The organism is Amycolatopsis orientalis DSM 40040 = KCTC 9412, from assembly GCF_000478275.1.
Classification (GTDB): domain Bacteria; phylum Actinomycetota; class Actinomycetes; order Mycobacteriales; family Pseudonocardiaceae; genus Amycolatopsis; species Amycolatopsis orientalis.
Window position 1 is genome coordinate 1 of sequence record NZ_ASJB01000011.1, and the last position, 13286, is coordinate 13286.

Here is a 13286-nt window from a genome sequence, read left to right on the forward strand (position 1 = left end):
CCCGGCGGAATAGAGACAACGCGACGTCTCCATTTCGCCGGGGCCAATCGCAGTCAGTCGACTAATTGCGCCAGGCAGGCGCCGCATTCCACCAGAGCCCAGGCAACCCGACCGCAATTAGCCGACTAAACGCGCCACGCGTCGCGTGCCGCGCGCCAGGTGACGCGTGCCGCGCGGCGCTAACCCTCACGAAGGGCCCCATCGGCCAACATCACCCGCCGATCCACCTTGATCTCCCTCAGGAACCGCTCATCGTGGCTCACGACCACGAAAGCCCCCTGATAAGCCCCCAGCGCACTCTCCAGCTGCCCGACGCTGACCAGGTCGAGATTGTTCGTCGGCTCGTCCAGCAAGAGCAATCGAGGCGCGGGCTCGGCGAACAGGACGCAGGCCAAAGTGGCCCGAAGTCGTTCGCCGCCGGACAGCACGCCGACGGGAAGCTGGCTTCGCGCGCCGCGGAACAGGAAGCGGGCGAGCAGCGTCATCCGTTGCGATTCGGGCAGGCCGGGGGCGAACGACGCGAAGTTCTCGGCGATGGTCCGGTCCAGGTCCAGCAGATCGAGTCGCTGCGAGAGGTACGCGATCCGGCCCTCGGCCCGTTTGATCATCCCGCCGGAGGGTTCGAGGTCGCCGTTGAGTACCCGCAGAAGGGTCGACTTTCCGCTGCCGTTGCCGCCGGTCAGCGCGATCCGTTCGGGGCCTCGGATCGTCAGGTCGACGCCGTCGCCCGCGAAGACGTTCCGGTCGCCGTAGCGTACTTGGATGCCTTCGCCGTGGAACATCGTGCGGCCCGCGGGGACGTTGGTGCCCGGCAGGATCAGCGCGATCTTCTGGTCGTCGCGGAGCGCGCGTTCGGCCTCGTCGAGGCGGTTCTTCGCGTCGCTGACCCGCGCGGCGTGCGTCTCGTTGGCCTTGCCTGCGGATTCCTGGGCGTTGCGTTTCATGGTGCCGGCGAAGATCTTCGGCAGACCGGCGTTGCCGAGGTTGCGGGCGGCGTTGCCCGCCCGCCGCGCGGCTCGTTCGCGGGCCTGCTGCATCTCCCGCTTCTCGCGTTTGACCTCTTGTTCGGCACTGCGGACGTTGCGTTCGGCGACCTCTTGCTCGGCCTTGACCGCCGCTTCGTATTGGGTGAAGTTCCCGCCGTGGTAGCGGAGGCCGCCGCGGTCGAGTTCCGCGATCCGGTCCATGCGGTCGAGCAGTTCCCGGTCGTGGCTCACCAGCAACAGGCAACCGGACCAGTCTTCCAGCACGCCGTAGAGCTTGCGGCGCGCGTCGAGGTCGAGGTTGTTGGTCGGTTCGTCCAGTAGCAGGACGTCGGGCCGTTTCAGCAGCTGCGCGGCCAGGCCGAGCGAGATGACCTGACCGCCGCTCAACGTGCGCAGGCTCCGGTCCAGCAGGATGCCGTCGAGACCGAGCCGGTCGAGCTGGGCGCGGGTGCGTTCCTCGATGTCCCAGTCGTTGCCGATGGTGGTGAAGTGCTCGTCGCTCGCGTCACCCGATTCGATGGCGGTCAGCGCCGCGAGCTGTGGGGCGATGCCCAGCACCTCGGCCACGGTCAGCTCGGCGGTGAGCGGTAGCGACTGCGGCAGGTAGCCGAGCACCCCTTGGGTGGACACGGTCCCGCTGAAGGGCTTGAGCTCACCGGCGATCAGCTTGAGGAGGGTGCTCTTGCCCGCCCCGTTGGGCGCGACGAGACCGGTGCGGCCGCCGGGCACGGTGAAGGACAGGTCGTCGAAGACCGGGGTGTCGTCCGGCCAGGCGAAGGACAGCGCGGACACGACGACGAAGGCGTCTGACATGGAGAAAGACCTCGCGAAGGAAGCGGGCGCATCGAGGCTGCACCGCGGTGGACGTGGCGTTGAGGGAACGACGAAATGGCCACGTCGGCGCTACCGCCGGTGGCCTGGCAACTCCGGCTCACCCGGAGATGTCGTCTTCACCTGCCACGTCTGGTCTCCTCTGCGTTGATCAGGTCCGGCTCCACGGTAACAAATCCGGTCGGAGCCCGCCCGGGCTCCGACCGGACGCGATCAGCTCAGGCCGTTGAGGCTGATCGCCCTGGAGTACCAGAGCGCGCTCTGCTTCGGCGTCCGTCGCTGCGTCTCGTAGTCGACGTGCACGAGCCCGAACCGCTTGGCGTACCCCTCGGCCCACTCGAAGTTGTCGAGCAGCGACCAATAGAAGTACCCGCGCAGGTCGACGCCCGCCTCGATCGCCTCATAGGCGGCACGCAGATGCGAATCGAGGAAGGCGATCCGGTCGGTGTCCGCGACGTCCCCGGCGACCAGGGCGTCCGGATAGGACGCGCCGTTTTCGGTGATGTACAACGGGATCGGCCGGTAGTCACGGTGGACCTGCAGCAGGCATTCGGTCAGCCGCGATGGCTGGACCTCCCAGCCGGAGTCGGTGAGTGGCGCCGCCTCGTCGGGGACGAAGTGGACGTCGGGCACGCCGAGCCAGTCGGGTCCCGCCGGCTCACTGCCGGGCCGAGGCGTGCCGGCGACCTGGTAACCGCGGTAATAGTTGACGCCCATCCAGTCGATCGGGGCGGAGATGGTCTCGAGGTCACCTTCCTGGATGAGTGCTTCGAGGCCGAGGTGGGCGAGATCGGCCACCATGTCCTCGGGGTAGGCGCCGTTGAGCACCGGATCGAGGAAGAGCCGGTTCTGCAGGCCGTCGATCCGGCGCGCGGCCTCGACGTCCACAGTGGACGACGGGTCGGCGGCGGAGACGGGGTACAGGTTCAGCGTGATCCCCGAGGCCGCCGAAGGGGCGTGCCGTCGCAGGACGTCCATCGCGAGCCCGTGTCCCAGCAGGAGATGGTGGGTGGCGGCGACCGCGGCTTCGGGTTCCTGACGGCCCGGTGCGTGGATGCCGCCCGCGTAGCCGAGCATCGCCGCGCACCACGGCTCGTTCAGGGTCGACCAGTTCTGCACCCGGTCGCCGATCCGCGCCACGATCGTTTCGGCGTACTCGGCGAACCGGAACGCGGTCTCGCGCGAGGTCCAGCCGCCCTTGTCCTCCAGCGCCTGCGGGAGATCCCAGTGATAGAGCGTCGCCCAGGGCTGGACCCCGGCTTCGAGGAGCCTGTCGACGAGCCGGTCGTAGAAGGCGAGCCCCTTCGGATTCGGCGCGCCGCCGTCGGGCCGGATCCGCGGCCACGACATGGAGAACCGGTACGCGCCGAGGCCGAGCTGCCGCATGAGATCGATGTCTTCGGCGTAGCGCCGGTAGTGATCGGCCCCCGGTTCGCCGGTGTCGCCACCGACGACGGCGCCGGGGCGGCGGGCGAAGACGTCCCAGATCGAGTCGGTCCGGCCGTCGGCGGCGGTGGCGCCTTCGACCTGGAAGGCCGCGGTGGCGGCGCCCCACACGAATCCGGGCGGGAACGGCAGCGCGGTCTTCTCCCGCACACTGTCGGGATGAGCTGACATGGTCACCCTTTCACGGCACCTTGCATGATCCCGGCCACGATCTGGCGGCCGAGGAGGAGGAAGACGATGAGGATCGGGATGGTGGCCAGGGTGGTCCCGGCCAGCACCAGCGAGTAGTCGACGTAATAGCCGCTCTGCAGCTTCTCCAGTGCCAGCTGGACGGTGGGATTGCCGGCGTCCAGCACGACGAGTGGCCAGAGGAAGTCGTTCCACGAGGTCATGAACGTGAACATCGCCAGGATCGCCGCCGCCGGGCGGACGGCGGGAAGGCAGACGTTCCAGAAGATGCGGATCATGCTGCAGCCGTCGACCCTGGCCGCCTCGATCAGTTCGTACGGTACGGCGTCCACTGTGTACTGACGCATCCAGAACACGCCGAACGCGGTCACCAGGTTGGGCACGATCACCGACTGCAGCCCGCCCGCCCAGCCGAACTCGGACATCGCCATGAACAACGGGATGATGCCGAGCTGGGTCGGGACGGCGAGCGTGACCACGATGAACACGAACAGCCCGTTCCGGCCGCGGAACCGCAGTTTGGCGAACGCGAACCCGGCCAGCGAGGAGAACAGCACCGTGGTCAGCGTCACCGTGCCGGACACGATCAGGCTGTTCGCGAGCGCCTTCCAGAACGGCACCGTGTCGAACACCCGCGCCGCGTTGGCGAAGAAGTTGCCGCCGGGCAGGAACGGCGGGACCCGTTCGGTGAGCATCCCGCTGTCCCGGCTGGCCACCAGGAACGACCAGTAGAACGGGAACAGCGAACCCAGTACGAAGATCGCGAGCACGATGTAGGTCGACCGGCGCGGTTTGCCCAGTGCCGCGACACCCCGCTTCAGCCCGCCGTTTTTGAGTCCACTGTGGATGGTGGTCATCACTTCTTCACCGCCGGGGTCCGGGCGAGCCTGCCGGTGAGGAAGAAGTTCACCAGCGCGATCAGCACGATGATCAGGAACAGGACCCAGGCGATCGCCGAGGCGTAGCCGAGTTCGTAGTTCTCGAAGGCCGTTTGGTACAGGTACAGCGTCACGGTCTGGAACTGGTTGGACGAGCCGCCGTTGTTCGACCCCGGCATGGCGTCGAACAGCTTGGGCTCGGTGAAGATCTGCAGCCCGCCGATCGTCGAGGTGATCGTGACGAAGATCAGCGTCGGCTTCAGCAGCGGGAGGGTGATGCTGAAGAACCGGCGTGCCGTTCCCGCGCCGTCGATCAGGGCGGCTTCGTGCAGTTCCTTCGGGATGGCCTGCATGGCCGCCAGCACGATCAGCGCGTTGTACCCGGTCCAGCGCCAGTTCACCATGATCGCGATCGCGACATGGCTGCTGAACCGGCCTGCCTGCCAGTCGACCGGATCGAGGCCGATGGTCTGCAGCAGGCCGTTGACCAGGCCGTACTTCGGCCCGAACAGGTTCGCGAAGATGATCCCCAATGCCACCAGGCTGGCGGCGTAGGGGAGCAGGATGCCGACGCGCCAGCCGGTCGCCCCGCGCAGCCTGGCGCTGAGCAGCGCCGCCAGGAGCACCGCGATGATCAGCTGGGGAACGCTGGAGAGCAGGAAGATGCTGACGGTGTTCTCGAGCGCGTTCCAGAACTGCGTGTCGGCGAACAGCTGCTTGAAGTTGTCCAGCCCGATGAAGTCCGGGGCGTCGTCGCCCGCCTCCCAGCTGAACAGCGACACATACGCCGTGTAGAGCAGCGGGAACAGCCCGACGACCCCGAACACGATGAAGAACGGGGCGATGTAGAGGTACGGCGAAACCTTGACGTCCCACCGGCTCAGGCGATGCCGGAGGGTGGGCCGGGGTGACGTGCGCACCCCGGCCTTACTCCCTTCCGGCGCGATCTTGTCGACGACGGTCATCGGTCAGCGCGTGATCTTCTTCGCGGCGTCGAGCATTTGCGTCCAGCCCTCTTCCGCCGACTTGCCCTGTTCGACGGCCTGGAGCGCCGGGCTCGAAGCGTTCTCCTGGATCTGGCCGTCACCCGGGCCCTTGTACTGCGGCTTGGCGACCTTCTTGGCCTGCTCGGCGAACAGTTCGCCGACCTTGACGTCACCGAAGTAGGGGTCGGTCTTGCCCAGCAGCGCCGGGTCCTCCAGCGCCTTGACCTGGCTCGGGAAGGTGCCCTTGGCCTGGAACGCCTTGATCTGCTGCTCCGGCGCGGTCAGCCAGGCGGCGAGTTCGGCCGCCTCCTTCGGGTGCTTCGACTGCGTCGGGACGGTCAGGTACGAACCGCCCCAGTTGCCGCCGCCACCGGGGAACGCCGCGGTGACCGCCCACTTGCCTGCGTTCTCCGGGCCCGAGTGCTCCTTGATCACGCCGAGCATCCACGCGGGACACACCTTCGTGGCGAAGGCACTCTGCTTGAAGCCGGAGTTCCACTCGTTGCTGAACGCGGTGAGCTTGGCCGACTGTCCTTTCGCGACGGCCGCGGTGACCTTGTTCCACGCGTCCCTGATGCCCTGGTTGGTCTCCACGGCGAGCTTGTCGTCGTTCCCGATGTAACCGGTGGGGAGCTGGTTGACCATGGCGTTGAAGTTCTGCGACGCCGAGTCGAACCACGCCTTGCCGCCGGTCTTGGAGACGTACTGCTCGCCCGCGGCGAAGTAGCTGTCCCAGGTCGCGAACAGCGGCTTGACCGCTTCGGGATCGGTCGGCAGGCCCGCCGCCTGGAACATGTCCTTGCGGTAGCACATCGCCAGCGGCCCGATGTCCGTGCCGTAGCCGATGACCTTGCCGTCCTTGGTCTTCGCCGCGTCGTACTTCCAGCCGAGCCAGCGGTCGGGGGAGGCCTCCGCCGGGCCGATCTTGGGGAGGTCGTTGAACTTCGAGCCCTTGTCGAGGACGTTCGACAGGTGCCCCTCCTCGACCGCGGTGACGTCGGCGAGTCCCGAACCCGCCGCCAGTTTCGTGATGAGTTCCTGGTGGTACGGCCCGCCCTGGCCGGTCTTGCGGTGGGTGATCTTGATGTTCGGGTGCAGCCGCTCGTATTCGGGAATGAGCTCCTCGTAGCCGAATTCGGTGAACGTCGCCAGCGTCAGCTCGACCTTCGCGTTCGGGTCGGACGCGGCGGGTGTCCCGCCGTCGTCACCGCCGCACGCGCTCACGCCGAATGCCGTCATCGTGATACCCAGTGCCAGCACCAGGCCGTTCCGGATGGTTCTCACGTGTCTCTAACCCCTTGCCGATGGATGGGAACGCCGTCGCGGTATGACCAGAAAATGGGAGCGCTCCCAGGATGCGCCGAGTCTGTCGCCACCGCATAGTCATGTCAAGAGCTTGTAATAAGAGCGTTTCCATCACGGGAGCGCTCTCAGCGCCGGGGCCCGCGGACACTAAGCTGTCGGTGTACGGATGATGCTGAAGGGTGAAGGTGACGCGGGTGGGGCCTCGACCAGGGGAAGACGAGCGGCCGACGCTGGAAGACGTCGCCGCGTCCGCCGGGGTCAGCCGGTCGACGGCTTCCCGCGCGCTCAACGACGACGGTTACGTCAGCGCGCGGTCGCGGGAGAAGGTGCAGGCCGCGGCCCGCGAACTCGGCTACTCCCCGAACCAGGCGGCCCGGTCGCTGGTCACCAGGCGGACCGGGGCGGTCGCGGTCGTGCTGTCGGAACCGGAGGCGCGGCTGCTCGACGACCCGTACCGCACCGCGGTCATGCGGGCGGGATACCGCGAACTGGCCGACATCGGCTGCCAGATGGTCTTGATCTTCAGCGACACGCGCGAGGACCTCGACCGTACGGTGCGGTTCCTCGACGGCGGGCACGTCGACGGCGTGCTGGTGTTCGCCCCGCACCGGACCGACCCGCTGCCCAAGGCGTTGCGGCAGCTGAGGATCCCGGTGGTGTACGGCGGGCAGGCGGCCGGACTCAAACGCGGCGTCCACGTCGTCGACTTCGACAACGAGGGCGGCGCGAAGCTGGCGGTCGCGCATCTGGTCGAGACAGGCCATCGCCATATCGCCACGATCGCGGGCCCGCAGGACCAGAGCGCGGCGATCGACCGGCTCTCCGGCTGGCGCAAGACCCTGCTCGACGCCGGACTCGACCCCGCGGACCTGGTCGAAGAGGCCGACTTCACGCTCACCGGCGGCGCGAAGGCGATGTCGAACCTCCTCGAACGCCGTCCCGACCTCGACGCCGTCTTCGTGGCCAGCGACATGATGGCCGTGGGCGCCCTCCGGACCCTGCACGCGGCCGGACGGCGGATCCCCTCGGACGTCGCCGTCGTCAGCTTCGACGACAACGCGACGCTCGCGCCCGAGATGGAACCGCCCCTGACCTCGGTGCACCAGGACCCGCGCGAGCAGGTCCACGCGATGGTCGAGACGCTGCTCGCGGTGATGGACGACAGGGAGCTCAAGCCCCGCCAGCGGATCTTGCCGGTCTCCCTCACCCATCGCGCTTCGAGCTGACCCCGGTTCACCGCGGCGGGATCGGCCGCGGCGCGACGCCTTCGAGGGTCGGCTTGACCGGAGCGATCCGGCCGTCGCGGGTGAAGGACAACTTGTCGATGGCGGTTTCGCGGTGCGTCCCGTCGCCGCCGGGGATGGCGAAGCGGTGATAGGCGAGGTACCACTCGTCCGTTCCCGGCACCCGCAGCATCGAACTGTGCCCGGTGCCCTTGATCCCCAGTGAGGTGTCCTTGCTCAGGATCAGGCCGCGGTTCGTGAACGGGCCGGTCGGGCTGGGCGCCGTGGCGTAGGCGACGCGGTAGTCCTCGCTGCGGGTGTCGTCGACGGACCAGGTCAGGTGGTAAGTACCGTTCCGCTCGACCATGAAGAGGCCCTCGCGGAAGTCGTCGAGTCCGGTGATCCGCTGGACGGCGGCCGGGTCGAAGGAGACCATGTCGTCGTTCAGCGGTACGACGTACGCCTCGCCGTTGCCCCAGTACAGGTACGGCTTTCCCGAGCGGTCGACGAAGACCGCGGGATCGATCGCCTGGCCGCCTCCCGGATTCTTCGCGATGAGCGGTTCGCCGGTGTCGGTGAAGGGCCCGGTCGGTGAATCACCGACGGCGACGCCGATCTTGGCCTCCGCGCAGAAGTAGAAGTAGTACTTGCCGCCTGCCTCGGCGATCGTCGGCGCCCAGGCGTTCTTGTCCGCCCAGCTCACGCCGGGGCCGAGATCGAGGGCGACACCGTGGTTCGTCCAGTCGACGAGGTTCTTCGACGACCACGCCGAGAACGTCGTGCCGCTCCAGCCGTCGAAGCCGTCGGTGGTGGGGTAGAGGTAGTAGGTGCCGCCGAACGCGACGATGTTCGGATCCGCGTTCAGTCCCGGAAGCGCGGGGCTGCGCATTTCGCGGGCTTCGACGGTCCAGGCCCGGGTCTGCCCGCCGGGCGCGACGACCGTGTAGCGCTTCGGGCGGCTGAGATCGACAGCGCGGCCGTCACCCGGGTTGATCTTCGCGCCCGGGGCCAGGGTGAACCGCGGGCTGAGCCGGCGCGGATCGGTGCCGGGCCGCACCGGCAGCACGACCGTGCCGGCACCCGCGTCGATGACCGCCGGGGCCTTCAGCGCGTCGAGCGCGACCGAGCGGATGAGCGTGCTGTTCGAGGGCAGTCCCGCGACCTCGGCCCCGGAGAGGGCCCGGTTGTAGAGGCGGACGTCCTTCATCCGGCCCTTGAACTTCTTGTCCGCCGAGTAGACGGAACGGCCGAGGTAGTTCGCCGCGGTGACCCCGCCGCCGAGGTCGGACGGTTTGATGGTGACCTTGTCGTTGCGCGCTACCTCGACGCCGTCGGAATACAGCACGGCTCTGCCGCCGCCGACGGTGAGCGTGACGTTCTTCCATACTCCGCGGGACAGACCGCCCTTCGCCGCCGCGGCTTGCTCGGTGGTCCAGTTCCCGGTCGCGATCGCGCCCCGGAAGCCGTCGCCACCGGTACCGCCGGTGGCGAAGAGGTACCCGTCCCCGGCGCCGGACGGGCCGGTGTTGCCGAAACCGTAGAGGAAGTAGGGCGTCTGCTGGCCCGGATCGACGAGGACGTCGGCGGACACGGTGGCCGACGCCGCGCCGTTCAGCAGGTTGTTCGGGAGCTGCACGTGACCGGTGGTGCCGCCGAACTCCAGTGTGCCGTCGGCCCACTTCACGTCACCCGCGAGCGCGCCGTCGTAACCGTGGCCGGTGCTGTCGGCCGCGGTCGTGCCCGACTTCCCGTTGAGCGGCCAATGCGCCACGAGACCGTTCCGGTCGGCCTTCGCGGGAGCGGGCGGCGCGGTCAGCCTGTCGAGTTCGGCCTGCGTGACCGGGAGAACGGTGCCGTGCCGGGGTGACGCGGGCAGCTTCGCCCCGGTCGACATGGTCCACTTGCCGGACGCGAGATCGGTGGTCTCGAACGGGACGTAGCCGCGGCCGCCGTACTCGTCGATGAACAGGTACCACTTGTTCTCGGTGTTGGACTTGAAGCCGGTCGGGCCTTCGCCGCGGTCCAGACCGGGATTCCCCTTGCCGATGCAGTCGGCGACGAAGTCGTAGGAGAGGTCGAGCAGATCGGTCGACTTCTCGGCGGTGATGTACTTGCTGCACGGCGAGGACGACGTCGGATTGCGTTCGTCCTTGGTGAACCGGTAGTACGTGCCCTTGTCCTCGATGACCGTGGAATCGATCACCGAATATCCCGGGTCGATCCACACCTTCGGCTGGCTGAAGGTCACGAAGTCGCGTGTCGTGGCGTAAAGCATCCGGTTGTAGCTGTCGCCGGTATGCGCGGGATCGTTGTCCGCGTAGAGCTTCGAGGCCCAGTAGACGACGTAGCTGCCGCGCTTGGCGTCCCAGAACGCCTCGGGTGCCCACGTGTTCCCGGCGGTCGGCGGGGAGACCTGGACGCTCCGTTGACGGGACCAGGTGACCAGGTCGGTGGACTCCCACACCATGATCGAACGGCTGCCGGTGCGCTGCGCGGCATCCCAGCCGCGGCCGTCGTGGATCTTCAGATCGGTGGCGAGCAGATAGAACTTGTCGCCGTCGGGGGAGCGGAGGATGAACGGGTCGCGGACGCCCAGCTCCCCGAGGCTCGACCTGAGCACCGGCTTGCCGTTGTTGAGTTCGGTCCAGTTCAACGGGTCGTTGCCCTTGCTGGCCGCGGTGTAGATCTGCTCGCCGTCCGGAGTCCCTTCCCCGGTGAAGTAGAAGAAGCTGTAGCCGGAAAGGGGCTGCTGAGCGGGTTTCGGGGGCACTGTCGCGGTGAACCGCCGGGTCGCGGTGTCCCGTCCGCTGGCGACGGTGGCGGTGAGCGTGACCGTCTTGGTCGCCGCGTCCGGCCTGGCGACCTCGCCGGTCGGGGTGATCACCGCGGGATCCGAGGACTGCCAACGGATCGTGGTGCCGCCCTGGCCGGTGCCGGGCAGGGTCAGGTTGCCTCGGACGTCGTCGATGCCGGGAACCGAAAGTGTGTTCGCCACTTCCCGTGCCTTGGCCTGGTCAGGAGTGCCGCCGGACGGCGCCGCGGTGGCCGGGGACAGGCCGGCGCTCGCGAGCAGTACTGCCACCGTCGCGAAAAGGGCGCCGGAACGGCGTGGACGCGAGGAGATCATCGTGGAGGGCTCCCTCGGGCTTCCTTGACCGATGAAACTGTTAGCGTTAACAGTTTGCTGTGCATGCTGACGGTAGAACGGTGGCACCTTTCGGTCAAGTGACGGCCCTGTCGCGGCCATGGTCGCTTCCTTATCTGATACGGACCGCGGAACCGTTCGGTTCAAAGATGTTTCCCTTTTCTTTTTCCGGTCTTTTCCCTGGACAACGCCGCGCCGGAAAGGTCACGATATGGGCAGGTGGAGTCGGCCGTCGCTGATTTCTCACCGCATTCATTTCCCCTTTACTCGACAATGGAGATACCTATGTCTCGAAGAGCAGGCGCCCATCGCGTTTCCCGCCGGACGAAGATCGCCACCGGCGCGCTGGGGCTGGCCATCGCCGCCGGTGTCCTGGTCGTGTCGACGGCCACGGGCAACTCCGACAGTGCCGGCGCGGCGCAGGCGGCGAGCCGGATCGTGTGCCCGGACGTCGCGAGCAGGTTGCCCGAGATCCCGGCACGCGCGAAGGCCGAGGTCGATCGGAATCTGGCGCAGCTGGGCACGCAGATCGCCGAGGCCGAGCAGCGCTTGGCGTCGTCGGTGGGTCAGGGTGGTCCGAACTTCGTCCAGAACGCGATCCTCGGTCCGTTGGCGGACAAGCGGACGGCGGCGATCGAACGGATCGCCATTTCGATCGGTCGTGCGGCGGCGAAACCACAGGGTTTGGCGGATCTCGCCCCCTGTTCACTGGGATCGGGTGGGGCGCCGAGCGCCGCCCCGAGCGCCGCCCCGAGTTCCGCCCCGTCCTCGAGCGCGGGTGGCGTCACGGGTGCCCGCCGGATCGTGTGCCCCGACGTCGCGAGCAGGTTGCCCGAGATCCCGGCGCGGGCGCAGGCTGAAGTCGACCGGAATCTGGCGCAGTTGCGGACGCAGATCGCCGAAGCCGAGCAGCGGCTGGCGTCGTCGGTGGGTCAGGGCGGTCCGAACTTCGTCCAGAACGCGATCCTCGGCCCGCTGACGGACAAGCGGACCGCGGCGATCGAACGGATCGCGATCTCGATCGGCCGTGCGGCGGCGAAACCGCAGGGTCTTGGCGCACTGGCGCCCTGTTCGGCCAGGTGATCACCAGGCCGCCGGCGCGAACCGGAGCCGCCGAGTCCGGCTCCGCCGCGCGTTCGAACCGGCGGCCCGGTCCGTGACCCGACTGTGACGACAAGTCCTCTTGACCCTGTCCGTGTTATCGCTAACACTTGCGGCACTCGTCACCCGGCGAGGAGCTGCGAGGGGAGACAGGCGATGGCACGCGACACCGTCGGCGAGCAGAGCAAGGTGCCCGCGGGCAAGCAGGCGAGCCTCACCGACGTCGCCGCGCTCGCCGGTGTCTCCCATATGACGGTGTCCCGCGTCATCAACGGCACCGGCCCGGTGCGCGCCGAGACCCGCGTCCGGGTCAACGCCGCCATCGAGCAGCTGGACTACCGGCCGAACTCGGTCGCCCGCGCCCTGGTCACCGGCCGTTCCGGCACACTCGGCGTGATCGCACTGGAGGCCAACCTCTACGGTCCGGCCAGCACACTGAGCGGAATCGAGCACGCCGCCCGCGAAGCCGGCTACGCGACGAACATAACGAGCATCAGCCGTCCCGGCCGCTCCTCGATCACCGACGCGGTGGAACGCCTGCGGCGCCAGGCCGTCGAAGGCATCGTCGTGATCGCCCCGCACGTCACCGCGGGCCGCGCCCTCGAAGCGGCGCCCCGGGACGTGCCGCTCGTCGCGGTCGGCGGCGGGGAAGAGGCGCCGGTACCGGTGATCTCGGTCGACCAGTACGACGGCGCCCGCCGGGCGACCGAACATCTCCTCGGCCTCGGGCACAAGACCGTCTGGCATGTCGCCGGACCGGAAGACTGGCTGGAGGCGCTCGACCGCGAGCGTGGCTGGCGGGAGACCCTGCAACGACACGACGTGCGGATCCCGCCGGTCGTGCGGGGTGACTGGAGCGCGCGGTCCGGTTACGCGGCGGGGCGATCCCTCGTCGGCGAAAAGGGACTCGACGCGGTGTTCGTGGCGAATGACCAGATGGCCCTCGGCTTTCTCCGTGCCTGCACCGAAGCAGGGGTGAATGTGCCAGGGGAGGTGCGCATCGTCGGATTCGACGACGTTCCCGAGGCGGCCTATTACACGCCGCCGCTGACGACGGTGCGCCAGGACTTCGTCGAAGTCGGAAGGCGGACGTTCGAGCTTCTCCGCCGCCGCATGAACGGTGGCGAAGAACGTGCCCGTGACCTGGTGTCTCCCGAATTGATCGTGCGGGAGAGCACCGGCATCTCGTAGTACCG

General features: G+C 68.2%; 9 protein-coding genes. 3 read left to right on the top strand and 6 right to left on the bottom strand.

Translation table 11 applies throughout. The features are described from left to right. Positions 1-179 precede the first annotated feature (179 nt). From abc-f to L324_RS02265, 5 genes are all read right to left on the bottom strand, one after another. Positions 180-1799 (bottom strand): ribosomal protection-like ABC-F family protein, encoded by a 1620-nt coding sequence (gene abc-f, locus L324_RS02245; RefSeq protein ID WP_037303687.1) that lies wholly within the window; start codon positions 1797-1799, stop codon positions 180-182. Between the two features lie 231 nt (positions 1800-2030). Beyond that, positions 2031-3440 carry a GH1 family beta-glucosidase gene (locus tag L324_RS02250; protein ID WP_037303688.1) on the bottom strand — a complete coding sequence of 470 codons (1410 nt, stop codon included), beginning with the start codon at positions 3438-3440 and terminating at the stop codon, positions 2031-2033. Beyond that, a complete protein-coding gene (locus L324_RS02255; RefSeq protein WP_037303690.1) occupies positions 3437-4309 on the bottom strand; it encodes a carbohydrate ABC transporter permease in 873 nt (290 codons plus the stop codon). Before L324_RS02255 ends, L324_RS02250 begins: the two co-directional genes overlap by 4 nt. Beyond that, on the bottom strand, positions 4309-5295 hold the full coding sequence (locus L324_RS02260; protein ID WP_037303693.1) for a carbohydrate ABC transporter permease: 987 nt from the start codon (positions 5293-5295) through the stop codon (positions 4309-4311). Before L324_RS02260 ends, L324_RS02255 begins: the two co-directional genes overlap by 1 nt. A 3-nt stretch (positions 5296-5298) precedes the next feature. Next, complete coding sequence (locus L324_RS02265; RefSeq protein ID WP_037303695.1) at positions 5299-6600, bottom strand: ABC transporter substrate-binding protein; 1302 nt, start codon at positions 6598-6600, stop codon at positions 5299-5301. Positions 6601-6800: 200 nt separating this feature from the next. Here L324_RS02265 and L324_RS02270 point away from each other — a divergent pair, with 200 nt between their 5' ends. Next, positions 6801-7847: a LacI family DNA-binding transcriptional regulator gene (locus L324_RS02270; protein WP_037303698.1), complete on the top strand. Its 1047-nt coding sequence runs from the start codon at positions 6801-6803 to the stop codon at positions 7845-7847. A gap of 7 nt (positions 7848-7854) precedes the next feature. Here L324_RS02270 and L324_RS02275 read toward each other — a convergent pair whose 3' ends face one another. After that, the gene (locus L324_RS02275; protein WP_037303699.1) at positions 7855-10971 is read right to left on the bottom strand and encodes a family 43 glycosylhydrolase; all 3117 of its coding nucleotides are present in this window, start codon (positions 10969-10971) and stop codon (positions 7855-7857) included. A 303-nt stretch (positions 10972-11274) separates the two neighbouring features. On the opposite strand from L324_RS02275, the gene L324_RS02280 reads away from it, so the two are divergent. Both L324_RS02280 and L324_RS02285 read left to right on the top strand, forming a co-directional pair. Then, positions 11275-12072, top strand: coding sequence for a hypothetical protein (locus L324_RS02280; RefSeq protein WP_037303702.1), 798 nt, complete (start codon positions 11275-11277; stop codon positions 12070-12072). A 174-nt stretch (positions 12073-12246) separates the two neighbouring features. After that, entirely contained in the window at positions 12247-13281 is a 1035-nt protein-coding gene (locus L324_RS02285; RefSeq protein WP_037303705.1) for a LacI family DNA-binding transcriptional regulator, read from the top strand. Positions 13282-13286 lie beyond the last annotated feature (5 nt).

What these genes read in the sequence shown, in the direction of transcription:
- abc-f (WP_037303687.1), bottom strand. Translation starts at nt 1,799, where the DNA reads ATGTCAGACGCCTTCGTCGTCGTGTCCGCGCTGTCCTTCGCCTGGCCG.
- L324_RS02255 (WP_037303690.1), bottom strand. Translation starts at nt 4,309, where the DNA reads ATGACCACCATCCACAGTGGACTCAAAAACGGCGGGCTGAAGCGGGGT.
- L324_RS02260 (WP_037303693.1), bottom strand. Translation starts at nt 5,295, where the DNA reads ATGACCGTCGTCGACAAGATCGCGCCGGAAGGGAGTAAGGCCGGGGTG.
- L324_RS02275 (WP_037303699.1), bottom strand. Translation starts at nt 10,971, where the DNA reads ATGATCTCCTCGCGTCCACGCCGTTCCGGCGCCCTTTTCGCGACGGTG.
- L324_RS02280 (WP_037303702.1), top strand. Translation starts at nt 11,275, where the DNA reads ATGTCTCGAAGAGCAGGCGCCCATCGCGTTTCCCGCCGGACGAAGATC.
- L324_RS02285 (WP_037303705.1), top strand. Translation starts at nt 12,247, where the DNA reads ATGGCACGCGACACCGTCGGCGAGCAGAGCAAGGTGCCCGCGGGCAAG.